The following is a 24,447-nucleotide window of genomic DNA, read 5'->3' as shown; positions in this document are numbered from 1 at the left end:
GGCCCGACGACGAGTTGCTCCTCGCCGTCGGGCCAAACCGGAGGGACTATCCTCGGTGTGCCATCAGGTCGCAGGCCCGGGCGGAGTCGGCTGACCCGGAACAGGCGCACCTGGCGCAGGCGGGCGAGACGGGTCCCCCTTGCCCTTACCGGCGAGCCCGCCCATCTCCGTGAGCGGAGCGCCGACCACTGCCGGGGCGCCGCCCACGATCGGAGCACCAGCAACCGGCGGTACCAGAGGCGGCGGCACAACGGGCGGCACCACCGGCGGTGGCACCAGAGGCGGCACCAGAGGCGGCGGCACGACGGGCGGCACCAAGGGCGGTGGCACGACGGGTGGCACCAGAGGCGGCGCGATGGGCGGCGGGCCGGGCAGTGCCATCGGCACACCGGCCATGTCGGTCAGCGGAGCACAGACGGGTGCACCCGGTGCGGCGGCGGGCGCCTGCCCGCTCGCCGATCCGACACACTCGTACCCCCCGGCCAGGGCAGTCGGACTCAATGCGATCGCCACCCCAATGGCCGCACCTATTAATCCAGTCCCCACAGCTGCCGCGATGTTGACTCCTTTAAAGGTCGTCATCGACGTTGATCCCTCCACTCACGCTCACACTTTCGTTCAACCGAGGCAGCAGACCTTGCATGCCGTACCGAGGTCGCGTCGTACGACCGCGTTAATATCAGCAGGCAGTTGTCGACGACACGCCACGCCGCACCGCGCCGTTTCCAAATGGTGACCGGTTCGGCATGGTAGAGCGGCTTTTCGAAGTCGCCCGCGGCGTCGACCCTGCCCACCTGGGGTTCTTGGCGCATCACCGTCGCCGCGCAGATAACGATCGGCAGATGTATTCAGAGGTCGCCGAGGGTTTCGGCCCCGCTGACCACGGGCATCACTGTCGCTACAGGCAATCAAGGCAGAGGTTGGTATGTGATGACGGTGGAATCGAGGCCGACTGCAGACGCGTCGATCGGCGAGTTGATGAGCCAATTGTCGACGCAGACGTCGCGGCTGATCCGCGATGAAATGCGATTGGCGCAGAAGGAATTTCAGGAATCGGCCAAACATGCCGGGATCGGCGCGGGATTGTTCAGTGTGGCGGGCTTGTTGGCTTTCTTCGGCGCGGCGACGTTGATCGCTGCGGGCGTGGCGGCGCTGTCCCTGGTGGTGGAGGTGTGGGCGGCGGCGCTAATCGTCGCGGCCGTGTTGTTCGTGATCGCGGGCATTGCGGCGCTGGTGGGACGCAAACAGGCTCAAGAGATCACGCCGGCGGCTCCCAAAACCGTCGAGACGGTGAAAGCAGACATCCAAGAGCTGAAGGACGCACGGTCATGACCGCACCGAACCCACGTCCCGAGCCGGGCCCGGACGCCGGCGTCGACGACATTCAGGCCGATATCGAGCAGACGCGCCACGAACTGGGCGAGACGGTCGAGGCGCTGCAGGCCAAGTTGGATGTGAAGACGCGCGCTAAAGAGAAGGTCGACGAGACCAAGGAGCATGCCAAGGACAAGGCGGCCGAAACGAAGGACCGCGTCGTCGAGAAGGCGGACACGCTTCGGCATACGGCGACCGACAACCCGAAGCAGACGGTTCCGGTCGTGGCAATAGTCGCGATTCTCGCGGTGGTCGGAGTCGTTGTCTGGCGACGCAGGCACTAGCTTTGTTGCGAACCGAACCGGAAGCGGCGGCCGGTGACGCGTCGAGGAAGCACGCGGACGTAGTGGTCCTTTGCGTGTGCCGTCCACGGCTTCAGGTGCGCGCGCTCGGCCTGCTCGAGGTCATCGTCGTCGTTCACCGTGCGGGCGACGCCGCGGACGATCACGCTCCAGCCTTCAGCGGCATTGTGATCGTCGGCCTCGAAGACCACGTCGTGGTTCACCGCGGTGCTGACGAGCTTGGTGCCCTGGGCGGTGCGGAACAGTAGCGTCCGGTTCTGGACGGCGAAGTTCACCGGGAAGATCTCGGGGTGCCCGTCGGCGGTCGTGACGAGTCGCCCGAGGGACACGCTGCCCAGGAGGTTCCAGCATTCGCTCTCGGGAAGAATCTCGCCGGGACGGTCCGCCTCAGACATGACGGTTCCAGGACGGCGGATCGAGCACCAGACGCATGGGGTCGAGTCTAGGGAGACGGCAGAGCGCGCGCGTCGATGAAGGGGTGGTCCCGGCTGGGTTCGAACCAGCGACCTTCCGCGTGTGAGGCGGACGCTCTCCCGCTGAGCTACGAGACCGGAGAGTCGACCGAACGGCCGAACGACGTCGAAGACTAGCACGATCCGGGGTCGCGGCCCGAATGCGTAGTCAGGGATCGGCGTCGACAAATGCATTTCCGGGTGACCGCACCCACTCACCGTGCCGAGGTCGCGTCCAAGTGGGGCGGTGATCCTCCAATCCCATGAGTCGTACCTGCTGTTTTGAGATGTGAACGGGCAGAGACGCACCGGCGAACGTCGGGATTTGTGCAGCTACACTTTGGTGGACTATCGTCGTCCTTCGCGACGGGCGACGAGTCGTTCGTGGCGCGCGGATGTAGCGCAGTTGGTAGCGCATCACCTTGCCAAGGTGAGGGTCGCGGGTTCGAATCCCGTCATCCGCTCGAAGGTGCAGTGGCATCAACCCCAGCGGTGGAGTGGCCGAGTGGTGAGGCAACGGCCTGCAAAGCCGTGCACACGGGTTCGATTCCCGTCTCCACCTCAATGATGGTTCGGCGCGATTAGCTCAGCGGGAGAGCGCTTCCCTGACACGGAAGAGGTCACTGGTTCAATCCCAGTATCGCGCACCATAGGTTCGTGCACGTCAGAGTGCGTATTTAGCCCCACTAAACCAAGGCCATGGGCTAAGTATGGGCAAAGAGGTGAGCAGCGCATCCCGCCCGATCCGCCCCGCTTCAGCACCGCGTGCTGTTCGTCACAGTTTGCTGTGAGGTACCGAATCACGCCGCTGTAAGCTAGGTGTACGCCGCACGGTTCCGGACCGATAGGACCGCGTGGGAGGACCGTTTGAGTCCCGCCGCAGACCTCTTGCGGCACCCAACATGTCTGCGTCCCCCAGGCCGAATCATTCGGAAACGATTCGTGCTGGAGACCCACCATGCCCACCCCCGAGCGCGCCCACCGCGCCGACACCACCGCCCGCCGCCGCTACGTCAGCCTCAATCAGGCTGCCGACTATCTCGGCGTCACCGAACGCACCGTGCGCGCCATGATCGCCGACGGGCGCTTGACCGGCTACCGCATGGGCAAGCGGTTCATCCGCTTGGACCTCGACGAGGTCGACGCCGCCATGGTCCCGTTCGGCGGATCTGTCCAGTGACCGCCGCACCGCTGTCGCAGGCCGACCGTGACCGGCTGGCCGACGTCGGGCTGGCCGATGGCGACGACCGGATCGGGACCGGCGAGCACGCCGAGCACGTCGAGGCCTGCACTCCGTCATGACCTGCGGGGGCCCGGCACGCCGCACGACACGCCGCAAGCCCATAGCGGAGCGGAATAGTCTGCGGCGCAGTCGGTTTCGCCGCGATACCGCTGAATCACAGCTGTGTACTGTGGGCCATGGTCGGCCAGACATGAGCGCCAGACCATCCCCACTCACTCACGCACACCTTGGGATGAGTGGAAGGAACTCCGATGAGTTCGGAATCGCCTCGGGCCGTTGACATCTACGGCGCGGCCAATCGCACCGGTCTGCCGGTGCGGACGCTGCGCTATCGCCGTCAGCACGGTCTCGCGCCGCCGTCCTACCGTCTCGGTAGCCGCGTCATGTATGACCTCGCCGACCTCGATGCGTGGATGGATACTCAAAAGGCCCAGACGCTGCGGGGTGCCGAGGTGGGCGCCTCGTGATGACCGACGAAGCCCACCGTAATCTGCGCGCTTTCAAGCTGGCAGAGCACGTACAGAAGTTTCTCGACGGCGCGCCGCCGCTGCGCGAGAAACAGCGCGAACGCATCGCCGGTCTGCTGCGCGCCGGTGGCGGTGCCCGATGAACGTCACCCCCAACGCGGTGGCCGCCTCAAACGACAGCCGCCCCGGCATCGAGAACGACACCGAGGCGACCAGGTCCACGCCAAGGACTGACGACAACGGTACTCCGGCGGGCAGTCCGAACGCCGACCGATTCGCACCGGTCCCGGTCTGGCTGTTCGGTCGGGTCCCGCTGCGGAGCGTGGGTGTGTATGCGGGTTACCGCGCATTCCGTTACGGCACCGCCGAAACCTGCTCACCCACCGAGACCGAGGTGGCCGAACTGCTCGGCGTGAGCGTCGACACCGTAGCGCGCGCCCGCCGACAGTTGGTCAACGCCAAAGCCCTCACGGTCACCGTCGGTCAGGCGCACGGCGGGCGACTGGTCTACACGTTCCGTAAGCGGCCCGCCGGAACCCGTGACGGATGGGCCAGGGTGCCCGTGGCGCTGCTCGGTCGGGTGCCGCTCGCCGAGGTCGGCATGTACGCGGTGCTGCGCAGCTTCAAGGGTGCCGACGGTTGCCGTCCCAGGGTCGCCACGATCGCCGAGCGCGCCGGGGTCGGCACCACGCGCACCCGGCAGATGCTGCGCGTGCTGGCCGCTGCGGACGCCATCGAGGTGGTGCCGAGGACCAAGCCGGACGGGGTGCGGCGCGCCCCGAATGAATACCTGTTCCACGACGTCGCCGACCAGTCGCAGCAACTCGACGTCTGTGCGCCTCAGCGCCACGAAGCGCAGTCTCTGACCGCAAATCCCGAAGGGCCTTTGCCCGCAGATCCCGAAGGGCTTTCACCGCAAATCCCGAGGGTCTTTGACCGCAAATCCCGTTGCGGAACCAGAACCTCTAACCAGAACCAGGATCTAGACCTGGTTGGTTGGTCCACGCCTGCGGCGCGTTGCCAGCCGCTGGCGCAGGATCGCGGTCAGCTGGCTAAACACCTGGTCTCACCTGGCCACGATTCGGCAGGACCCGGCCCGGGCGTGGCAGCACCTGGAGAACACCGCGCAGCGCTTGGGGACACCGGACCCTGCCACCACGAAACCGCGATCGTTCTAGGGCATTCCGCTGCGGAATCATCCCGCACCGGAATGACCGACGCCGATCGGTCACGTGGGGTCGGGTGGATCTCCAAGCCGCTGCCCGATCCCATCGTCGAGGCTCAATGCGCCGCCCTGGTCGAGCTCCTGGCCGACGGTCAGGTGGCCTCGGGCAGGAATGCCCCCCCACCGGCCACCCTGGGCGCCTGGACCGCCTCGTCGCGCCGGATGCTGGCCCACGACGAACGCGACTACGAGAAGGCCCACCGACTGATTCAGGACGTCTGCGCCGACCGGTACTGGTCTGGCCGCGTCCGCAACATGTTCGACGTGGCCGAGCGGTTCGACGAGATCGCCGCCGAGTTCGCCAGGCGTAAGCCCATGAATGCCGGGGCCGAAAGTGCCAAGCGCCGCCGCGACCGGCAGGTCGACAAGCGCGTTACCGACGCCGTCACCCGTGATACCGATCGCGCTGGCCTGGGCACCTCGCGCCTGTCCGGCCTCTTGAGCGTCACCCCCGCCTCAACCGAATCCGCCGAGTGAAAGAAACACCCACCGCCATGAACCCACCAGGACGATCTCGACGGCCACGACCTGATCGACGACTCACGTTCTGTTCACCTGTTCGCCAGGGCAGCCGGTTGCGCGCCGTGGCGGCAATCGACGCGACCGGCACCGAGCGCCTCATTCTGGCCGACCCGCAGGGAATCAACACCGCCGCCGAGTATCACGCTGGCTGTCCCGCCGGCCCCCATGAGCAGACCGGTCCGCTGCCCGACGAGATCTGGTCGCGCATCTGGGCGCGTCCTGCGCCGCCCGACCTTCTGCGGACGTCGCAACCGCCACGGTCAGCCATGCCGATCGGTCGTCGACCTCCACGGCCAGGCGTCGCTACAACCTCGACGTGGCGTCCACGACCGCTACGGCCACGAGGAGCACCCGAGGATGAGCGAAACGACGAAGTTCTACGTCCTGTTTTCACGCTGGGCACATTCTCGGTCCGAACCATCGACTGCAGCGGAACCTTCTACGCGGTCGCCACGATCTCGGTCCGCTAGGTGGCCTACCCGTGCGAAGTTTGCAACGTAGACCGCTGTCAATTCCGTTCCGAAGACAGCATTGGACGTTCACGGCATGGGGTGCGGCGCGACGGCCAGGTAGAGTGCTCACCGCCTGATGTCCAATTTTCTGCTTCGCGCCAGCGGCACTACTCGCGGGCGAGGCTCCGAACATCGATTCGAGGTTGCGGCGGTCACGCACTAAACCGATGTCGCAGAGATCAGGTTCATGGGTTGTTCGGTGGTCGCGAAACCCGAGGGATTACTACACGGTTCCGCGTAGCGCGCACGCGGTGCCGATTCCGTTGTGCCCCTGACGCCTGGGAATGAGGCTATAGAAAGACAACAATCTGTGACGCTCAAATACGCCCGGCGGCTAGTTAACGGTGTCACTTGCGTGCAACGCGCAGCGTCCTGAGCACTGCGAACACCTCTAGCACACTGCATTTCCAGTGCCGAGTTAACTGTCACTAACCGAATGACTGAGCTTCTACGCTGGGAGGGAAATAACAACCGCACCTCCAATCGTTGAACGTGTGAAACGACGGGAGCGGGGCATGACGACTGCGCGACTTGGAATTGCTTTCGCGCAGAGGCTGTCTGCGATCCTTACAGGCTCTGGCGTCCCGTGGGAGGCTATCCGCCCGATTTCCGACGTCGAGGCGCTCGTGATCACCGACGACTTCAGCAAGACCGAAGACTGGCTGTGGGGTTCGGTTTCACGACCGAGTGGGAGCCGGACGGACTCCGGGTCACTCAACACGCTGCAGAAGACTGCGCCTAGCTTGTCCAACCACCGAGTCAACGATGGGCCTGATCGCGATCGCGTTGACCATGAACGCCAGCGTCGTGCCGAGCTGGCTGCAGAATTGGGCTTCGTCCCGGCCAGCCTCGATGCGGACGCTGTTGAACGTCATCGTCGCCTCAATGCGGCTGCCGATCGTGCACCCTCTATCGAGCGGGTGCACGCCAAGTACGCCCACATTCGCGAATACCAGCGCCGTGAGCGTGCTGAAGCTGCTGGCCGCTTAGTTCTTGAAGACGTCGTCGACCATGCAGATCACCAGGGGACACAAGACGTGATGAAGCGGGAAGAGGCGTAAGGGGCGCGGCGCGCCTAATTCCGCCTAGGCCGTTAATCTACTGCCAGGTCCGAGGGTGGTACGAGTGCGCAGCGGAGACGTTCACCGCGGCAGCCGGGACACAATTGAGGCCAATGTGGTGCCCAGAGCTTCTGCAACGTGCCGCAGCTCGATAACGTCCAGGCGCCGCTCACCTGACTCGTCTTTCTGACAAATGATTGTGGAACCTGCAGCCGCTCCGCCACTTGGACCTGGTCTGCCCACTCTCTCGGCGCATCTGACGTAACAGCACACACAGCTGCTGGTACTCCGCCGAGTAGATGGACTTCTCCACTCGATCAGCGCACCCTGCAGCCCGCCTTATCCCAATTTAGGATATTTGCTGGATAGCGTGCCCTCGGGAAACGACGAATCGGCGACCCAGACATGACCGGGATCGAACGCCTACCTAGCTCCGCTCCCGAGCCGCTGCGATCTGTCTTGACCCGATTCTAGAAGCCGGCTGTCGCGTCCGTGACACTCAAGCCGAGAGAGAGCGTGCCGTGCCGCAGTTCGTATCGGGTGGACGAGTGAAAGTCGTCGCAGCCGATGACGACCATTTCGGCCAGGTCGGCATCGTCGATCCGCGTTATGAAGCCGACGACGAATACGTGTTCGTCAAGTTCGCAGATGAACTCGGAACCCTAGCCTTTCGACACCAAGAGGTCGTTCCCGTCGCAGCAGGGCGAGGGGCGAAATCGACACCGCGGTCGACCGTATCGATCGCGACAACAGCCCCGGCATCGCGGCGACCCAAAACGCCACGGAAGCCGCCGTCTGCTCCTGCGGGTGAGCCCGCCGACGAGAGCGGAGGTACGGCGACCAAACTCCTGGCACACTGGCGGGCCCTAAAAACGCCGAGGCGAATAGCTGTTATTGCCATTCCTGTCGTCATCCTCGTCGGTGTCGCTGTAGCCGTCGGATTCGGATCCCGCGACGAGGGCGCGTATCAGTACGGCAGGTCCGCGCTCAGCAGCGATGCCAGGATGGTGTGGCGGAACAGCCAAACGATTCCTGGGGGCACCGTCCGCTCGATTGAAGACGCCTGCCGCCTCGTAATCGAAACGTCGATGCGCATGGACAACCCGCAAGCGGTCTTGATGCGCAAGATGGACTCTGACGACATGCTCGATGGTTGTACTGACATCCTAGAGACCGAGCGCAGCCTTTCGATGCGAACGCAGCAGCCACACGCCTGACAGCGCTGTGAGCATGCAAGAGGCTGCGGGCGTCGCGAATATGAGCTGACGAAAACCATGCCCCAAACCGCGACCAGGGCCATCGAGACGCCGACGACGATGACCGGCCCAGTTGCCCGCACTTGTAACGATCTTGGAAGTTTGCTGTATACACTTCTCGCGGGGTAGGGATCGAGAATCACGGGGAAACTTAATGAGAGGTTCGCTTGGCGCGGCTGCGGCGTCGTTATTGTGCTGCTCGGCAGTCAGTATGGGATCGCTCGCTTGGGCACAGTCAGCGTCCGCCGATGTCCGATGCACCGACCAAATCGACTATGCAGGTGACTCTAGGTCCAACGCGGAGATCAACAGCATCGGCGTGAGTACCGGGCAGTGCCCGGTGCCGATGTCGCAGCAATACGGTTTGCCCGGGCTGGTGGATGGGGCTGTCGAGGGCGCTGCCTGCTACAACTGGCAGCGCTTCCCGTTCGGCCAGACGTCGAATGGCTCTCAAATGATCTGTGCAGGCCAAAGCGACGGCACCGGTTTATGGGTTCGGGCGATACCGGTGATAGGCACTCGGCAAATCGGAGCCCCATGTCGCATCGAACAGCAGTACGCCGCGCAATCCCCCGACGGCGCGCCTCTGGTATGCGACATCAGCACCGGCTGGGTCCCCAACTGAACCCATCATGAAGACACACTTTCTATGTCTGCCGCAAAGGCGGCAACAACGCAGGATCGCGATCAGCCTGAGAGCGGTGATCGTCGGTGGTATCGCACCGGTCGCCTTCGTGTTCGCGGGCGTTTCCCCGGCAACGGCCACACCAGAGCAGGAGTACAACTTCCTCCAGGCCATCGGCTCTCTAGGCAGTAGCTACACGGGCTGGCCAGCGTTCTTGAGCGGCATGGACCCGGTTGCCGTGGGTCACCAGGTCTGTTCAACGCTAGACGGCGACGGGAACCCGCTTACGCCGGTTCTGCAGGCAGCCGGCTCTGCCGAGTACTCCAGCTACTACGCCAATATTTTTGCTGGATATGCGGTAAACCATCTGTGCCCCGAGCACACTGGTGCAGTCGGTTCGGTGTAGCGGTGCCGCTGAGCATGACGGGGCGGGATGCACCGCAGGTCGGGCTGACCCGTAAGAGCACCACGAGCGCCGGTCGAACGCCATGTCGCCACACCAACCCACGCCGACAGCCTGCACCCAACTCATGCCTTTGAGAATTGGCGAAGCCTTCGCCGGGTACCGAGTCCTGCGGCTGCTTGGCTCTGGCGGCATGGGCGAGGTCTACTTGGTCCAACACCCCCGCTTGCCGCGCCAGGAAGCACTCAAAGTTCTTCGCTCCGATCTATCGAGTGACGAGTCTTTCCGGGAAAGATTCGTCCGCGAAGCGGATCTCGCGGCAGGACTGCGCCATCCCCACATCGTCGGCGTCCACGACCGAGGCGAGCACGATGGTCACCTTTGGATCGCGATGGACTACATCGACGGCACCGACGCCGCACAGCTTCTGGCCCAGAAGTATCCCGCAGGTATGCCGATCGACCTCGCCGTGCGCATAGTCAGTGCGGTCGGTAGCGCTCTGGATTACGCGCACAAGAAAGGCCTCCTGCACCGCGACGTCAAACCCGCCAACATCATCGTCGCCGACCTCGACAGCGACGAACCTGACGTCTATCTCGCGGACTTCGGTATCGCCCGGCAGCTCGACGACGTCAGCGGGATCACCACGACCAACATGACGGTAGGGACGGTCGCCTATTCAGCCCCTGAGCAGCTCATGGGCGAGCCGATGGATGGGCGAGCGGACCAGTATGCGCTCGCTGCCACGACCTTTCATCTACTGGCCGGATCGCAGCCCTTTCCGAACTCCAACCCGGCTGTCGTCATCAGCCGCCACCTCAACGCCCCAGTACCTGCACTCGCTGGCATACGGCCCGAACTTGCCTCGCTCGACCCGATTTTGGCTGCCTCCTTAGCCAAGAACGCCAACGACCGCTTCGTATCCTGCACCGACTTCGCGACCGCGATCACCGAATCCGCTGGCCCGAAAAATTCACAACACGCCGCGCCGACCACGCCTGCCCCAGTAGCCCTTCCGTCTGACGTCACGCCTGCCGCGTCCAAGACTCTTGGCGCTACGACACAGAACAGCCCTGTGGGCTCCCCCACGCGGTGGGTAATCGCGGTCTCGGTTGTCGCACTGCTGCTTGCCGTTGTCGCCGGGGCGCTTTGGCGGCCATGGCAGCAGCAATCCCCGCAATCCGATCACAGCGCGACACCCACGCAGAAGCCATCGACCACGTCGTTGCCGACAGCGGTCACAACCCCGACGTCACCGGCACCTGCTGCCGCGCCGCCGCCATCCCCGACGAGTAGCAGTGCAACTCCGACTGTGGTTCGCACTCCGACCGTGCCCACACCGGGCGATGAGCTGCCCAACATCGACGGAGCCGACTGGGCGGGATACGCCCGCGCGATGGAACAGGAGTTATCGCCGGAAGGCTACGACCTCATGTTCGGGGTCACCTTTACTGACAGCGCGGCCTGGGTGTGCGACTGGGATACGCAGGGTGCTGACCAAGCTGCGGTGGAGGACCGCTTGGTCGATAAGTACCACGGCCTAAGCTACGAGGACGCCAGAGTAATCTACCGCTCGGCGATGGACTGGATTTGTCCAGTAGCGGGCCCTGAACTCACTCCTTCAGGGACGGCGACGTCGTCATCCAATCCCAATGGACCAGGATGCTCATCACAGCGACCGGATAAATGCGGCCCGTGGACGCCCGAACAGGCTGCATTCGCCTGCAGAGCAGTTGCCGGTGGCGCTGATTACGTCACTGACCTCACGCAAATGCTGATGAATCGCTACGGTCTTGACGAGAACAGCGCCTTCTTCCTCGGTAAGGAGGCGTGGTACAGCGTGAGCAGCGGAGGCTACATCAATACGGGGAGCATGGCCGACGGTCCCCACCCACTGTGTAATGACGTCATTCCCAGCTAGTCCACGCGGCCCCACTTCGTATGAATCCAAGCCTTGCAGGACCTGAACTTTGCGGCTCTTGCGAAGTAGTCGCGGGCTCAGTGATCTGAATGGCCTGGGCAGGAAGGAAGGTTCGACAAGCAGACTGTGCCCTTAGTCGCGCGGTTCCAGTCAATGCACCCTTGTCTTCACTGCATTCGTCGGGCAATCCGCAAACAGTCCGATCCTGGACAACGTCGTCGCCGATAGCGGTGGCACTAGGCGCGGTTGGACGTTCGGCACCTCAATTCGCCACTGCGGGGTGCTGACGTCGTCAGAATTCGAAGTAAAGGGGGACGAAGGCCAGTGGGACTATCAGCCTACGAGCAGCAGCAAATGGAAAAGGTCCGTGAACACCGGGAGCGCGAATTAGGTCGGTCCCCACGTCGCTTGGTACCGGAGTCGGTCAGGACCAAGGGGCGCGACTGGTACGGCAAAGCGCTGAAAACCCCTGGTGCAGCCAAGGTCAAGGATGGCGGCGTCGCTGCGCTGAAGGCGACCGCTGAAGGGGCTGGCAAGTTCATGACCCGCACCGGTCAATTGACGACGTCCGAGGCCCGCGTAATTCGCGCATACGCCAGAAAGGGCCACTCGGTCAAGCACCTCGACGACATCCGAGAGCTAGACCTTAGGGCAGTCGACAAGGTCGCCTCCTTTACACGGCTGCACTACGCCTATTCCGTGTCCGCCGCAGTTGAGGGAGCCGCCGCCGGACTGGCCGTAAGCGGTGGCCAAGCGCTCGCCGCAACTGGTGCGGTAGCTGGGGCAGGTGCAGGTTCCGCGCCCGGACTCGGCACCATCGCGGCAGCGATGGGCGTCGACGCCGCGACAATCCTCTCCGCCTGCAGCCGGGTAATCGCTCATGATGCTCTCTACTACGGCTACGACCCGCGTGATCCCGCTGAGGAAGTGTTCATGATGCAAGTCATCGGTCTCGGTCTGGCGGTGACCCCGTCAGCGAAAGCCGTCGCATATCAACAGCTCGCGATCCTGACCCGCAGCCTCGCTACCAACATGGCGTGGCAGCAGCTAAACCAGCAGACCTTCGTCAAGGTTGTACAGAAGTTCGCTACCCAGTTCGGGCAGAAGCTCACCAAGAAAAAGCTCGGACAATTGGTGCCAATCGCGGGCGTTGGGATCGGAGCCGCGCTGAACTGGAAGATGGTCGACGATGTGGCCGATGCCGCCTACTGGGCGTACCGGGAGCGATTTCTATATGACAAGGGCGGCGACCTGCAGCCAATAGTCTTCGACGCCGACGTAGACGTCTCCAGCGACGAGGACGATGCGGAGACCTCGATTGATGTGATCGGCATCCTCGAATCGGAGGGGGTCGTCCTCGATGGCGAGGAAGCCTCCGACGTCATTCATGACGACGTCAACAGAGACGGATAGAACGGCATTGGCCGTCTCCCACACCCCGGAGCCCCGGAGCCACTGCCGACGGGTCGACTCGGTAGCCCTCTTCGATTCTGGAGGCTTCACGAACTACATCGTCGGCGAACAGTAGAACCTTCTCGCGGAGCGAGTCTCGAAATAGACCACATATGAGACGCCGCTGGCCCCGCCGCCTACCGGTCGAGATCATCCAGGTGGCGGTGTCTCGAAAGTTGGTCTCAGAAATATCTGTCTCGAAACTCGCGTTGACCACTCTTGTGAGTCAGAACAATGCCGCGACAACCATTCTCGCGGGCACGCGCGTCGGATACACGCGAGTCTCAACTGTCGCCCAAACTCTCGGTCAGCAGAACGACGCACTCGTCACAGCTGGGGTCACCAGAGTCTTCTCCGACGTAATTTCGGGTGCACGAGATGACCGGCCAGGGTTGGCTGCCCTCTTGGAGTACGTGCGCGACGGCGACACCGTGGTGGTGTGGAAGCTCGACCGACTGGGACGCAACATGCTCCACATCCTGCAGACCGTCCGGGTACTGACCGAGCGAGGTGCCACCTTGGTGTCGGTCTCCGACGGCATCGACTCCTCAACTCCGGCGGGCCGGATGATGATCGGCGTCCTCGGGTCGCTGGCCGAGTACGAACGCGAGCTGATCAAAGAGCGCACCGCACTCAAGCGGGCTGCGTCACGCGCCAACGGCACCAAGTTCGGACGCCCCCGCAAGGTCGACGACGCCGAACATATCGCCACCGCGACGCGGATGAAAGCCGATGGTCACACAGCGAAGGACATCGCGAAGTATCTTGGCGTGAGTCGCGCGACGCTGTACCGGTATCTAGAGCCAACCAAGGCTGCGACCTCAGGTCGCTGACGTCGTGCGACGAGTCACGAGATCGCGTAGCTGCGCAGGATCGACCGGTGCCCCGGCGTTCAGAGCGTCGCCGAGCCGAACGCCGTCAATCTCGTCCCAGACCGAGATCCTGGCGAGGCGCCAGGTACGTGAATCGGAGGCGGCGATATCTTTGAAGGCGTCGTACAGGGCGCGCTGCTTCCATCGCGGAGCGCCTGCCTCCTGCAGCGCACCCGGGTCGCCTGCAGGGCCGAACATCGCTTCGCAAGAAGGTGTCGTCCAACGCTTGCCCCACTTGCCGGCCTGGAGGCAGTGCTCTTCGTAATGTGCGCAGAAGTCGAGATACGCGTCTTGCCAGGGCAGCTCGGCGGGGTCGGCAGCTTTGAGCGTCACGGATCGGTAGCGATTGAAATGCAGTTCCTCGTCTAGCTCCACCACCAGGCCCTCCGCGAAAGATAAGTCCCAGGCGCCAGGACGAAGGGCACGCATCGGCTGCAATCCACCAAGCTCGTCGTATACCGCGAGTACCGCTGTACGGGCGCCATTGGACAAGTCGTCCAATCGGGGAGCTGGGGGTCCGGGGTCGACGGGCCGGAGCCCGGCGCGAATCAGTAGTTGCCGTAGAGCGGCAGCACGGGCACCAGTACGGACCATGTCATCAGTCTGCCTACCAAGTCCGACTCTGCCGACTACGACCGCTATGCCCGCCTTCGCCCGCCCGGACGCGGTAGTTTCGCCCTGTCTCGAAATCGGACCTGGGGAGTGAATCGAGAACATGGCGCAGACCAATGCCAACCTGATCTGGAAGATCGCTGACTTGCTGCGGGGGCCGTATCAGCCCAACCAGTACGGCGACGTGATCCTGCCGTTCACTATCCTGCGGCGCTTGGACTGCATCCTGGAGCCCACCAAGGAGGAGGTCCTTGCCGAGTACGAGAAGGTCGCGGCGACCAAGGTCGACCCGGGCGTGATGCTCAAGTCCAAGTTCAAGCTGCCGTTTTACAACACCTCCCGCTGGACCTTCGCCGCACTCGTCGGCGATCCCGAAGGTGTGGCTGACAACCTCATCGACTACATCGAGCACCTCTCGCCCAACGTGCGCGACGTCTTCGACGGGTTCCGCATGATCGACCTCATAGGTGACCTTGCCAAATCCGATCGCCTGTACCTGATCGTCAAGGAGTTCGCCGCCGTCGACCTGCACCCACGGGTGATCAGCAACCACGACATGGGTTACATCTTCGAAGAACTGATCCGCAAGTTCGCCGAATCCAACAACGCGCAGGCGGGTGACCACTTCACCCCCCGTGAGGTCATCGCGCTCATGGTCAACATCCTGTTCCACACCCAGGACGACGTGCTGACCAAGCCGGGCGTCGTGAGAACGATCTACGACCCCACAGCCGGAACAGGCGGCATGCTCTCTACCGCACACGATCACCTCATCGATATGAACCCGAAGGCCCGCCCCGTTCTGTACGGGCAAGACATCAACCCGCGCTCGTACGCGATGTGCAAGTCCGACATGATCATCAAGGGCCAGGACGTCGACAACATCTACCTCGGCGACACCCTCACCGACGACGGATTCCGCACCAAGCACTTCGATTTTCTGCTTTCTAATCCGCCGTTCGGCGTCGCCTGGAACACCCAGCAGAAGAAGGTCACCGACGAATACGAGCAACGGGGCTTCGCAGGCCGCTTCGGACCCGGCCTACCCCGAGTGTCCGACGGTTCGCTGCTGTTCCTGATGCATCTGATCTCCAAGATGCAGCCGGTCAAGAACGGCGAGGGCGGCAGCCGCTTGGCCATCGTGCTCAACGGCTCACCACTGTTCACCGGCGGGGCTGGATCGGGTGAGTCCAACATTCGGCAGTGGATTATCGAGAACGACATGCTCGACGTGATTATCGCGTTGCCGACCGACATGTTCTATAACACCGGCATCAGCACCTATATCTGGGTGTTGGACAACAACAAACCTACTAAGCGCAAGGGCAAGGTCCAGCTCATCAACGCTGTCGACATGTACGGGAAGATGCGCAAGTCTCTGGGGTCGAAGAGGAAGGAGCTTCGCCCGAAGGACATCGAGCGGATCTGCAGCCTCTACGACAGTTTCCGCAACCAGAACGCCACCGACGAGCACGACGCCCACTCCAAGGTCTTCAAGGGGAAGGAGTTCGGCTATTCCACCATCACCGTCGAACGCCCCCTGCAGCTCCGCTTCACCCCGAGCGAGGAGAAGGTCGAGGAAGTGCTGGCGCATAAGAGCGTCGACAAGCTCAAGGATGGCGAGAAGGCTGCGCTCCGCAACGCCCTCACGACGCTGATCGGGTGGGAGTGGAAAGACCGCGACGAGTTCATCACCGAACTCAAAGACGCACTCCGCAAGGCCGGACTGATGAAGCCAGGTGCTCCTTTAGTCAAGACGATCTGGTCGACCATCGGCGAGCATGACGATGAGGCGATCATCGTTACCGACGCCAAGGGCAACCCCGAACCCAACCCGGCCTTGCGCGACACCGAGAACGTCCCGCTGACCGACGACATCGAGGAGTATTTCGCCCGCGAAGTATTGCCTCACGTGCCGAACGCGTGGATCGACCACGATAAGACCAAAGTCGGGTACGAGGTTCCGTTCACCCGCCGCTTCTACCGCTACATCCCACCGAGGCCTCTCGACGAGATCCAGAAGGACCTCCGCGTGCTCGTGGGGGAAATACAAGCGATGCTCGCCGAGGTTGGGGTATGACCTGGCCCGCGTATCCCGACTATCGCGAAACGGACGTCTACTGGTTGGGCCTGACACCATCATCGTGGTCTATCGAACGGATGTCGTGGCTGTTTAACGACATATCCAGCGGCACGACGCCCGAGAGTGCAAACCTTGATTTCTACGATGGCGACATCAACTGGGTGACAACCGGCGAACTCCGGGAAAAGGGAATCACTCAAACCGAAAAGAGGGTGACACCGGCAGCACTTGCCACCTATAGCGCACTCAAGGTCTATCCGGCAGGCACGCTACTTATTGCGATGTACGGGGCGACCATCGGACGCTTGGGCTGGCTGGATGCACCTGCTTGCACCAACCAAGCCTGCTGCGCTTTCGCCAACCCAAAGCGGGTCAGCAGTCGATTTGCCTACTACTCGCTCAGCGCCGCCCGCGATCACCTCATCGTGCTCGCTTCGGGTGGCGGACAGCCGAACATCAATCAGGACAAGCTGCGGAGTCTCCGTATCGCCGTGCCGAGTCGCCCAGAGCAGGTCGCTATTGTCCGGTTTCTCGACCGGGAGACCGCGAAGATTGATGCACTGATCGCCAAGCAGGAGCGGCTCATCGCCACCCTGCGCGAGGACCGCACCGCCACCATCACCCACGCCGTCACAAAGGGCCTCATCCCCGACGCCGAGATAAGGGAATCCAATCTTGAGGGGCTTGGCAGCATCCCCACTCACTGGGAAACAGCGCCGATCAAGCGTTTGGGCGAAATTCGATATGGCCTCGGTGAGCCACCGGCCTACGTTGAGGTTGGCACTCCTCTTATTCGGGCGACCAATGTCGCATCAGGGTTGATCCGCGAAGACGGAATGGTTTACGTCAATCCCGACCACATACCCTCGCAACGGATTTTCTGGCTGAAAGTAGATGACATTCTCGTTGTGCGCAGTGGCGCGTACACGGGAGATTCGGCAATAGTGGTCGAGAAGTACGAAGGCGCAATCGCAGGCTTCGACATGGTCCTTAGGGTGTCGAAGGCCGTGCCCGCGTTTATCCAATACGCGCTGTTGTCTACATATCTCAAGCAGGGGCAGATTGACATCGCTCGGACACGGGCCGCGCAACCCCATTTGAACGCCGAAGAACTTGGATGCTGCGTGTGCATTCTCCCGCCGCTGGATGAGCAGCAGGAGATCGTGGATTTCCTTGACCGCAAGACCACTCAGATCGATGAGTTAATCGCCAAGGCCCAGCAAGTGATCGCGACGCTGCGGGAGTACCGCTCCACTTTGATCACTGTTGCGGTGACGGGGAAGATAGATGTTCGGGGGGTGGTGTAGCGGTGACGCAGCAGCATCACGAGTCGGCGTTCGAGACGGAGATCTGCCAGTACCTGTCCGATCACGGCTGGCTGTACTCGCCGACCGATGAGGGTTATGACCGTGAGCTGGCCCTGTTCCCCAACGACGTATTCGATTGGCTTGCCGGTACGCAGCCAGAACAGTTGGCGAAGCGGGTCAAGCCGGACCTGACGGGTGAGGCGCTGACGAAGGCGCGGGCTGGGGTGCTGGCCACCCTGGTGAAGCAGTTGGGGGCTGATCCAAAGTCCAACGGCGGCACGTTGTCGGTGCTGCGGCGAGGGTTCAAGGACCTCAACGCCCAGTTCGCGATGTGCCAGTTCCGGCCCAACACGACGCTGAACGAGACCACCAAGAGCCGATATGACGCGGTGCGGCTTCGGGTGATGCGTCAGGTCCGCTATTCGACGCAGAACTCCAACAGCATCGACCTGGTGTTCTTCGTCAACGGCATACCGGTGGCGACAGCAGAGTTGAAGACTGACCTAAGTGTCCAGAACGTCACCGACGCGGTTCTGCAGTACAAGCATCACCGGCTACCCAAAGGGGAACCGCTGCTGCAGTTCGGCTCTCGCGCCGTGGTGCATTTCGCGGTATCGAACTCCGAAGTGCAGATGACCACCAAGCTGGCGGGCAAAGACACCGTCTTTCTGCCGTTTAACCGGGGCAATCACGGCCACGCTGGGAACCCACCGAACCCGCACGGTGGTTCGCCCACGGCCTACCTCTGGCGCGAGATCCTCGACCGGGACACCTGGTTGGACATTCTCGGTCGTTTCCTGCACCTGCAGATTGACGAGAAGATCGACCCCGCCACCAACAGGAAAATCCGCACCCAGCGGATGCTGTTCCCGCGCTACCACCAATGGGATGTCGTTACCCGCCTGGTTGACGACGCCCGCCGGAAGGGGCCGGGTCAGCGCTACCTGATTCAGCACTCCGCCGGGTCGGGTAAGACCAACTCGATTTCGTGGTTGGCGCACCGGCTTTCGGTGCTGCATGACGAGGCCAACACGCCGGTGTTCGACTCGGTCATCGTGATCACCGACCGCAACGTTCTTGATGCCCAGTTGCAGGAGGCGATCCGCCAAATCGACCGCACCCCAGGCGTGGTCGCCCACATCGCCGGACTGGGTGGGGCCAAATCTCAGGAGTTGGCCGAGGCGCTGACCGGTGGGACGAAGATCATCATCGTCACCATCCAGACCTTCCCGTACGCGCTGCAACTGATTCAGGAGCAAGCCGACCTCAAGGGCAAGAGCTTCGCGATCATCGCCGACGAGGCCCACTCCTCGCAAGCAGGCGAAGCCTCCAAACGGCTCAAGGCCGCGCTGTCTGCAAGCGAATTAGAGGATCTGGACGACGGCGGCACCGTCGATGCCGAGGATGTGCTGGCTGCTGAGATGGCCGCCCGCGCCGAATCGAAGAACCTGTCGTTCTTCGCGTTCACCGCCACCCCGAAGGCGAAAACGTTGGAGTTGTTCGGCCACAAGTCGAGCACCAACGCGACCCCGCATCCCTTTCATTTGTACTCGATGCAGCAGGCCATCGAAGAGGGGTTCATCCTCGACGTGCTGCGCAACTACACCCCGTACAAGACCGCGTTCAGGCTCACCCACGACGGGCAGACCTTCCAGACCGAAGACACCGCCGCCTCGGGCACCGTCCAGGTCTCCGGCGAGCCTGCCGGGGAGTTGGTGGACAAGAGCGCGGCCATCAAGTCGGTGATGAACTGGGTCAAGTTGCACCCCACCAACATCAGCCAGAAGGTCGCGATCGTCATCGAGCACTTCCGCGACAACGTCGCCTGGCGTCTCGATGGGAAGGCTAAGGCCATGGTCGTCACGTCGTCGCGTAAGGCGGCGGTGCGCTACAAGCTGGCCTTCGACAAGTACATCGCCGAACATAAGTACACGGACATCGCCGCGCTGGTGGCGTTCTCGGGGGAGGTCACCGACCCTGACTCCGGTCTGGAGAAGGTCACCGAAACCAGCATGAACCCAGGCTTGAAAGGTCGCGATCTGCGCGAAGCGTTCGCCACCGACGAGTACCAGGTGATGTTGGTGGCCAACAAGTTCCAGACCGGGTTCGACCAGCCGCTGCTAGTGGCATTATACGTCGACAAGCGACTCTCGGGGGTAGCGGCGGTCCAAACGTTGTCGCGGCTCAACCGCACCGCTCCGGGCAAGGACCAGACGTTCGTGCTGGATTTCGCCAACAACGCCGACGAGATCGTAGAGGCATTCGAGCCCTACTACGACGCCACCACCCTGGCCGATGTCACTGATCCCAACATCGTGCACCAGACCGTGAACAAGCTGGATGCCGCCGGGATCTACCAAGAGGCTGAGGTCAACGGTCTGGTCGCCGACTACCTCAAGTACGCCCACCAGGCTGGTAAGGGCCACGAGGCGCTGAACAAGTGGCTCAAACCCGCGCAGGACGTGTTCCGCGACCGCGAACGCCAAGCTCGCGACCACGATGACAGCCTGGCGCTGGAAGAGCTGGACCTCTTCCGCAAAGACATCGGCACATTCCTGCGCCAGTACGACTTCCTCTCCCAGATCGTCAATTACGAGGACCCCACCATCGAGAAGCTCTCGATCTACTTGCGATTCCTCGGTCCGACGATCTCCAGCGAGCAACTGCACCACGACATCGACTTGTCCGGCGTCGACTTCGACTACCTCGCACAGCACGCCGGGCACGTCGCCGACGGCAAGCTCTCTGGCGGCGTGATGCTCGAACCGGCCAAAGCTGGAGGCACCGGCACCGCCCGCGATCCCGAACTGGTCGCTCTGGAACAGGTCATCGCCCAAATCAACGACCTGTTCTCCGGTGACCACCCCGACTCCAGCGTCCGTAACGTCGTCACCCACATCAAGGACCGGCTCGAGGAAAGCGAGACCCTGCAACAGCAGGCCGAGCACAACACACTGGCTCAGTTCTCAGCCAGCCCCGACCTGCAGAACGAATTCGTTGCCGCAGTCATCGGAGCGATGGCGTCCTCGGAAGACCTATCCACCCAAATTCTCAACAATCCCGAACTGTCTCAGAAACTCCTCGGAGAGCTGATCCCCGTCGTTTACCAGGGATTGAAGCCGAGCGCATAGGGCACAGGCTAGGTCGACCGTCCGCTAATACGATTTGGTCCGCGTTATATAGCGGCGAGATTTCACCTCTCGGAGCGTCCGCCACGCACGCCATCTCTTGCCGGTTACCGCTCGGGGCGAAGTCGCATGTAGTTCGCGGTTCATCCGTCTCACTGCGATGAAGCGGACTAACGCAGGTAGCTAGGGCTTCTCCTTCACTGGGCTGCCGGTGTGCGGCAACAATTTGGACCTATCGCCAGGGAAAAGGCTTCGAGCGATGACAACTACTATGCCAATAACTTCGACTACTGAGCTCGCTAGCCATACAGTCATTATCTTCGCATCCGGCGCTTCGCGGTTGAACCAGAGATACCAACCGAAGAAGAGATTCGCTGCTACCAGCTGGACACATACGAATCCGATTGACCACTTCGCAACCATTCGCCGCAGGTTTAGATCCTGCTCTTCATTGTCTACTTGTGCGTGCCGTAGGCGCAGTTCGACCGCTCGCAAAGCACTCGCACTGTCTTCTTCCTGCTCGGTGACCACTGGAGGCTTCGAGTCCGGTGAGGAGTCGACCTCACCCTCGGGACCACGCGACCACCGGACTTCCGTAGGGGTCTTTGCTTCCTCGAGCCGCCGGGCGACCCACAGCCTTCTGTTGACGTAAGCCCTATTGGATGCAGCCTTCGGCGATTCATCCGAGGATTCGCCATTCGCCTCCCCGGCGTCGTCATCACTAGACGAGACCAAGGTTCTTCAACCTGTACTCGATCGCCGCCGTCGAAACTCTGAACTTATTGCGTAGGTCGTCGAGTGACATACCCTCCGCCCAATATTTCTTGACTATTGCGGCTGGCATTAGCAACTCAGCTGCGAACTGGTTACACCACACTTCGGAGGGGTCGGTTCCGGACGACGCCAATTCTGAACGTTCGTCGACATAGCCGATGTTCTCCTCGCCTCTATTCTTGAAAAAATGGCCGAGCTCATGGGCTAAAGTAAACCTTTGACGCACATGAGCATCGAGGGCATTGAGGAAAATTTCGACTTGTCCGCCGTTCTCTCGAACAATGAATCCAGCGAGATTGTCGTCTAACACTTCCTGCTTAACGGCGATACCGAGGTTCTGTGCGATCGCGAACGGGTCGACGGGCAACGGCATTCTCGTTCCCTTATTCCAGGCCTCCATGCGAAGTTCGCGAGCAGCGGATCGCGGCGTCAAGGGATCCCCCTAGGTGTCTTCATGTCAGTTGCACTTCAGCGTACGACTGCAGTACGACAACGCAGCGACGTTGACGAGTGCGACCGCGCCGGAGCACGCCGAAGGGTAAAGCCTCGACTTGCGGCTGGCAGTGGGCGCAAACCCGGGCCAAGTCGGAGTATCGAATCGCGTCACCTTGCTAGGGCGAGCTCTGACAACGCCGCCGCGATCTGCCTGTCGCGGCCCTTAGCGGCGTGCTGATATCGCATCGCGGCCTGCGGCGTGGAATGCCCCAAGCGGGCCATCAGCTCGGCCAGTGTGGCACCGGTCTGCGCGGCCAGCACCGCACCAGAGTGCCGCAGGTCGTGGAACCGCAGATCGGACCGACCGGCGGCGTTGCGGGCGGTGTAAAACCGCCGGTACAGCGTAGCCGGGGCCAGGTGCCCGCCGTGCTTGGCCGGGAACAGCAGCGCGTCTCCCCCGGTGCCGACGTGAGTCGCCAAGTGGTCCTCGATGACCGGCACCAAGTGCGGCGGTATGGCGACGTCGCGGATACCGGCGTCACTCTTGGGCGTGGTCACCGCGAATCCGTCACCGGCACGCACCACTGCGCGCTCGACGTGCACGACGCCTTCCCGGACCACGACGTCGTTACCGTCGTCGCCGCGTTCGACGTGCCCGGTCAGCTCGAAGTCTTTGCGCCGCAGCTCGCACAGTTCGCCGAACCGCAGCGCGCACCAGGACGCCAACATCACCATGGCCTGATACGGCGCGGGCATGGCCTTGGTCAAAGCCTCCAGCTCCGCCAACGTCGCGGGCCGAATCTTGTGCACGCGCCGCGACGTCCCCGCGCCACGGATGACGCACGGACTCAACACCGCCTTGCCGTCGGATACGGCTGTGTTCATGACGGCGTTCAACAGCCCGTACGCGTGTGAGCGCGCCGTCGGCGTGGCCTTGCCCATCTTGGTGTGCCACGCCCGCACGTCGTCGGCGGTGATCGAGGCGATCGGCATCGCCCCGAACGTCGGCAACAAGTGCTCGTCGAGCAGCCAGGCGTAATGCTCGCGGGTGCGGACCTTCAACGGCTCGCCCTTCACCCGGCGCTCGTCGAGCCAGCGCTTGGCGTAGGTGCGGAACGTCAACCGCTTGTCGAGGTTGGGTGCGGCCTCCGGCGGCGTCCAGGCCTTGCGGATGATGTCGGCCTGCTGGAGTGCCAGCCACGCCCGGGCATCGCCCTTGGTCAGGAACGTGATCGGGGCCTTGTGGCGGCGTCCGTCGGGGCCGGTGTAGCGGGCACGATAGTGCCCCCCGGCAAGTTGCTCGACAGATCCGAACGTGCCAGCAGTGCGCGTCACTGGGTGATCCTTCCCGCGATACAGAGATGGGCAGAACGTGGGCCGAGGGGTCCCCCGGGCTATCCGTGGGCTATTTCTAGCACACTTCTTTCCGCACACTTCCGCAATCTTCCGATACTGAATCCATTTGCCAGAGTGGCGATTACACGATCGTCGCTGATCACAGCTCCGACTCTAGCAAACTACAAATGGGATTCAATCCCAGTATCGCGCACCACGTTCTAGCTGCTGTTATAGCTCTTTTCCGAGGGTACGGGGGCTAAGTGATATACGCACACCCGGGGGGTGTGCCGGTGCCTACATCTACAGTGCGCCCTTGATCGTCAAATACGTGGACACGGGTAGCGCTGACCCGAATCGTCAGTTCGGTGGTGCAAACGCTGCGGCCATGCGCTCCTCTATCGACCTGAGGTCGTAATAATCCCGCCAGCGTTTGATGTGGTTATTGTCGTCGAGTTCGATCACCCCCACGACTTCCAACTCGAACGACTTATCTTGGATGCCGAAAATGTCTACTCGCTCCGTCATCACGGTGCGACCGTTCGCGACGAGCGTCTTTACCTCGACGCGAAAGTTAGAAAGCATCGCCATCGATTGCATTTCTGTCCTGATGGCGTCGATACCCTCGTGGGTCCCTCGCGGACCATCAATGAAGACGGCGTCGTCACAGTAGTAGCTGGCCAGTTCATCCGCGTCGGACGTTTCCATAGCGGCTAAGTACCTGCGTATGACCGACTCCGCTGACTCGCTCATCGTTGGAAACTCCTCTCGCTAGCGGTAGTCGCAGACTAAGCCTCGCCCCGCGAGCACAAGGACAGTTTCGGGTGACCGGCTGACTGACACGTTTAGGAGGTTCTCCACGTTCTTTGCAACGTAATGCGAACGGGCGGGTAGTTGGCTACGCCCGGCGTGGGTACCTCAACCCCCTATGAACTCTTCCTCTTGTTGTGCCTGATCTACGGCATCATCTGCGGTGCCGTTGTCGGCTCCGGTCGAATCTTGAGCAGTTTGAAGTACCCCAGGTTTTGTTCCTACTCGGTTGCGAGGGCCGGGGTTGGCTGGCTCGCGGGGTGTGAGGTGCCGGTG

The 24,447-nt window shown here is 62.4% G+C and carries 22 protein-coding genes and 4 tRNA genes; 19 read left to right on the top strand and 7 right to left on the bottom strand.

Going from position 1 to position 24,447, the window contains the following annotated elements:
* Window positions 1–63: 63 nt before the first annotated feature.
* On the bottom strand, window positions 64–513 hold the full coding sequence (locus A5650_RS26210) for a hypothetical protein (RefSeq protein ID WP_231992423.1): 450 nt from the start codon (window positions 511–513) through the stop codon (window positions 64–66).
* 417 nt (window positions 514–930) lie between these two features.
* Between A5650_RS26210 and A5650_RS00320 the strand changes: the two genes are divergently transcribed.
* Complete coding sequence (locus A5650_RS00320) at window positions 931–1,332, top strand: phage holin family protein (RefSeq protein WP_197501755.1); 402 nt, start codon at window positions 931–933, stop codon at window positions 1,330–1,332.
* Window positions 1,329–1,658: a DUF3618 domain-containing protein gene (locus tag A5650_RS00315; RefSeq protein ID WP_067285148.1), complete on the top strand. Its 330-nt coding sequence runs from the start codon at window positions 1,329–1,331 to the stop codon at window positions 1,656–1,658. Before A5650_RS00320 ends, A5650_RS00315 begins: the two co-directional genes overlap by 4 nt.
* Here A5650_RS00315 and A5650_RS00310 read toward each other — a convergent pair.
* Together A5650_RS00310 and A5650_RS00305 are read right to left on the bottom strand one after the other, a co-directional pair.
* Complete coding sequence (locus tag A5650_RS00310; protein ID WP_067285146.1) at window positions 1,655–2,071, bottom strand: pyridoxamine 5'-phosphate oxidase family protein; 417 nt, start codon at window positions 2,069–2,071, stop codon at window positions 1,655–1,657. The two genes, A5650_RS00315 and A5650_RS00310, sit on opposite strands and share 4 nt — an antisense overlap.
* An 84-nt stretch (window positions 2,072–2,155) precedes the next feature.
* A tRNA-Val gene (locus A5650_RS00305) sits at window positions 2,156–2,227 on the bottom strand.
* A 292-nt stretch (window positions 2,228–2,519) separates the two neighbouring features.
* On the opposite strand from A5650_RS00305, the gene A5650_RS00300 reads away from it, so the two are divergent.
* From A5650_RS00300 to A5650_RS00235, 14 genes are all read left to right on the top strand, one after another.
* Window positions 2,520–2,592 (top strand) — tRNA-Gly (locus A5650_RS00300).
* A 27-nt stretch (window positions 2,593–2,619) separates the two neighbouring features.
* Window positions 2,620–2,690: transfer RNA gene (locus tag A5650_RS00295), tRNA-Cys, on the top strand.
* Between the two features lie 13 nt (window positions 2,691–2,703).
* Window positions 2,704–2,778, top strand: a tRNA-Val gene (locus tag A5650_RS00290).
* A gap of 308 nt (window positions 2,779–3,086) precedes the next feature.
* Complete coding sequence (locus tag A5650_RS00285; protein WP_067285144.1) at window positions 3,087–3,308, top strand: excisionase family DNA-binding protein; 222 nt, start codon at window positions 3,087–3,089, stop codon at window positions 3,306–3,308.
* On the top strand, window positions 3,305–3,430 hold the full coding sequence (locus A5650_RS27480) for a hypothetical protein (RefSeq protein WP_286150350.1): 126 nt from the start codon (window positions 3,305–3,307) through the stop codon (window positions 3,428–3,430). Before A5650_RS00285 ends, A5650_RS27480 begins: the two co-directional genes overlap by 4 nt.
* 192 nt (window positions 3,431–3,622) lie before the next feature.
* Entirely contained in the window at window positions 3,623–3,838 is a 216-nt protein-coding gene (locus tag A5650_RS00280; protein WP_067285142.1) for a helix-turn-helix transcriptional regulator, read from the top strand.
* Window positions 3,838–3,981 (top strand): hypothetical protein, encoded by a 144-nt coding sequence (locus A5650_RS26635; RefSeq protein WP_156743953.1) that lies wholly within the window; start codon window positions 3,838–3,840, stop codon window positions 3,979–3,981. The genes A5650_RS00280 and A5650_RS26635 overlap by 1 nt, the downstream gene beginning before the upstream one ends.
* Window positions 3,978–5,540, top strand: coding sequence for a hypothetical protein (locus A5650_RS00275; protein ID WP_067285139.1), 1,563 nt, complete (start codon window positions 3,978–3,980; stop codon window positions 5,538–5,540). The genes A5650_RS26635 and A5650_RS00275 overlap by 4 nt, the downstream gene beginning before the upstream one ends.
* A gap of 1,072 nt (window positions 5,541–6,612) precedes the next feature.
* The gene (locus tag A5650_RS26630) at window positions 6,613–7,158 is read left to right on the top strand and encodes a hypothetical protein (RefSeq protein ID WP_156743952.1); all 546 of its coding nucleotides are present in this window, start codon (window positions 6,613–6,615) and stop codon (window positions 7,156–7,158) included.
* Between the two features lie 521 nt (window positions 7,159–7,679).
* Window positions 7,680–8,375: a hypothetical protein gene (locus A5650_RS26625; protein WP_156743951.1), complete on the top strand. Its 696-nt coding sequence runs from the start codon at window positions 7,680–7,682 to the stop codon at window positions 8,373–8,375.
* A gap of 671 nt (window positions 8,376–9,046) precedes the next feature.
* A complete protein-coding gene (locus A5650_RS00250) occupies window positions 9,047–9,445 on the top strand; it encodes a DUF732 domain-containing protein (RefSeq protein WP_067285127.1) in 399 nt (132 codons plus the stop codon).
* A gap of 82 nt (window positions 9,446–9,527) precedes the next feature.
* Window positions 9,528–11,363, top strand: a complete 1,836-nt coding sequence (locus A5650_RS00245; protein WP_353615177.1) for a serine/threonine-protein kinase — start codon at window positions 9,528–9,530, stop codon at window positions 11,361–11,363.
* Between the two features lie 354 nt (window positions 11,364–11,717).
* Window positions 11,718–12,776, top strand: coding sequence for an EcsC family protein (locus A5650_RS00240; protein WP_231992419.1), 1,059 nt, complete (start codon window positions 11,718–11,720; stop codon window positions 12,774–12,776).
* A gap of 152 nt (window positions 12,777–12,928) precedes the next feature.
* Window positions 12,929–13,648, top strand: coding sequence for a recombinase family protein (locus A5650_RS00235; RefSeq protein ID WP_082950529.1), 720 nt, complete (start codon window positions 12,929–12,931; stop codon window positions 13,646–13,648).
* Here the strand turns inward: A5650_RS00235 and A5650_RS00230 are convergent.
* On the bottom strand, window positions 13,637–14,281 hold the full coding sequence (locus A5650_RS00230) for a DUF7255 family protein (RefSeq protein ID WP_067285120.1): 645 nt from the start codon (window positions 14,279–14,281) through the stop codon (window positions 13,637–13,639). The genes A5650_RS00235 and A5650_RS00230 overlap by 12 nt on opposite strands.
* A gap of 121 nt (window positions 14,282–14,402) precedes the next feature.
* Between A5650_RS00230 and A5650_RS00225 the strand changes: the two genes are divergently transcribed.
* Genes A5650_RS00225 through A5650_RS00215 form a run of 3 tightly spaced genes read left to right on the top strand, consistent with a single transcriptional unit; the run spans window position 14,403 to window position 20,820 of the window.
* Window positions 14,403–16,379: a type I restriction-modification system subunit M gene (locus tag A5650_RS00225; RefSeq protein WP_067285118.1), complete on the top strand. Its 1,977-nt coding sequence runs from the start codon at window positions 14,403–14,405 to the stop codon at window positions 16,377–16,379.
* On the top strand, window positions 16,376–17,689 hold the full coding sequence (locus tag A5650_RS00220) for a restriction endonuclease subunit S (protein WP_067285116.1): 1,314 nt from the start codon (window positions 16,376–16,378) through the stop codon (window positions 17,687–17,689). The genes A5650_RS00225 and A5650_RS00220 overlap by 4 nt, the downstream gene beginning before the upstream one ends.
* A 2-nt stretch (window positions 17,690–17,691) precedes the next feature.
* Window positions 17,692–20,820, top strand: a complete 3,129-nt coding sequence (locus A5650_RS00215) for a type I restriction endonuclease subunit R (RefSeq protein ID WP_067285114.1) — start codon at window positions 17,692–17,694, stop codon at window positions 20,818–20,820.
* 718 nt (window positions 20,821–21,538) lie between these two features.
* Here A5650_RS00215 and A5650_RS00210 read toward each other — a convergent pair.
* The 3 genes from A5650_RS00210 to A5650_RS00200 form a co-directional block, all read right to left on the bottom strand.
* Window positions 21,539–21,964: an ImmA/IrrE family metallo-endopeptidase gene (locus A5650_RS00210; protein ID WP_197501753.1), complete on the bottom strand. Its 426-nt coding sequence runs from the start codon at window positions 21,962–21,964 to the stop codon at window positions 21,539–21,541.
* Between the two features lie 230 nt (window positions 21,965–22,194).
* The gene (locus tag A5650_RS00205) at window positions 22,195–23,361 is read right to left on the bottom strand and encodes a tyrosine-type recombinase/integrase (RefSeq protein WP_067285110.1); all 1,167 of its coding nucleotides are present in this window, start codon (window positions 23,359–23,361) and stop codon (window positions 22,195–22,197) included.
* 360 nt (window positions 23,362–23,721) lie between these two features.
* Window positions 23,722–24,114: a limonene-1,2-epoxide hydrolase family protein gene (locus A5650_RS00200; protein WP_067285108.1), complete on the bottom strand. Its 393-nt coding sequence runs from the start codon at window positions 24,112–24,114 to the stop codon at window positions 23,722–23,724.
* Window positions 24,115–24,447: the final 333 nt, after the last annotated feature.

It is taken from the genome of Mycobacterium sp. 1164985.4 (genome assembly GCF_001668575.1).
Lineage (GTDB): Bacteria > Actinomycetota > Actinomycetes > Mycobacteriales > Mycobacteriaceae > Mycobacterium.
Note: the sequence above shows the minus strand (reverse complement) of the source record. Positions and strands in the feature narration are given on the sequence as shown.

Bases quoted from the DNA above. Each gene is read 5' to 3' on its own strand.
- A5650_RS00320 (WP_197501755.1), top strand. From the start codon at position 931: ATGACGGTGGAATCGAGGCCGACTGCAGACGCGTCGATCGGCGAGTTG.
- A5650_RS00315 (WP_067285148.1), top strand. From the start codon at position 1,329: ATGACCGCACCGAACCCACGTCCCGAGCCGGGCCCGGACGCCGGCGTC.
- A5650_RS00310 (WP_067285146.1), bottom strand. From the start codon at position 2,071: ATGTCTGAGGCGGACCGTCCCGGCGAGATTCTTCCCGAGAGCGAATGC.
- A5650_RS00285 (WP_067285144.1), top strand. From the start codon at position 3,087: ATGCCCACCCCCGAGCGCGCCCACCGCGCCGACACCACCGCCCGCCGC.
- A5650_RS00280 (WP_067285142.1), top strand. From the start codon at position 3,623: ATGAGTTCGGAATCGCCTCGGGCCGTTGACATCTACGGCGCGGCCAAT.
- A5650_RS26635 (WP_156743953.1), top strand. From the start codon at position 3,838: ATGACCGACGAAGCCCACCGTAATCTGCGCGCTTTCAAGCTGGCAGAG.
- A5650_RS00275 (WP_067285139.1), top strand. From the start codon at position 3,978: ATGAACGTCACCCCCAACGCGGTGGCCGCCTCAAACGACAGCCGCCCC.
- A5650_RS26630 (WP_156743952.1), top strand. From the start codon at position 6,613: ATGACGACTGCGCGACTTGGAATTGCTTTCGCGCAGAGGCTGTCTGCG.
- A5650_RS00250 (WP_067285127.1), top strand. From the start codon at position 9,047: ATGAAGACACACTTTCTATGTCTGCCGCAAAGGCGGCAACAACGCAGG.
- A5650_RS00245 (WP_353615177.1), top strand. From the start codon at position 9,528: ATGTCGCCACACCAACCCACGCCGACAGCCTGCACCCAACTCATGCCT.
- A5650_RS00240 (WP_231992419.1), top strand. From the start codon at position 11,718: ATGGAAAAGGTCCGTGAACACCGGGAGCGCGAATTAGGTCGGTCCCCA.
- A5650_RS00235 (WP_082950529.1), top strand. From the start codon at position 12,929: ATGAGACGCCGCTGGCCCCGCCGCCTACCGGTCGAGATCATCCAGGTG.
- A5650_RS00230 (WP_067285120.1), bottom strand. From the start codon at position 14,281: ATGGTCCGTACTGGTGCCCGTGCTGCCGCTCTACGGCAACTACTGATT.
- A5650_RS00225 (WP_067285118.1), top strand. From the start codon at position 14,403: ATGGCGCAGACCAATGCCAACCTGATCTGGAAGATCGCTGACTTGCTG.
- A5650_RS00220 (WP_067285116.1), top strand. From the start codon at position 16,376: ATGACCTGGCCCGCGTATCCCGACTATCGCGAAACGGACGTCTACTGG.
- A5650_RS00210 (WP_197501753.1), bottom strand. From the start codon at position 21,964: ATGCCGTTGCCCGTCGACCCGTTCGCGATCGCACAGAACCTCGGTATC.
- A5650_RS00200 (WP_067285108.1), bottom strand. From the start codon at position 24,114: ATGAGCGAGTCAGCGGAGTCGGTCATACGCAGGTACTTAGCCGCTATG.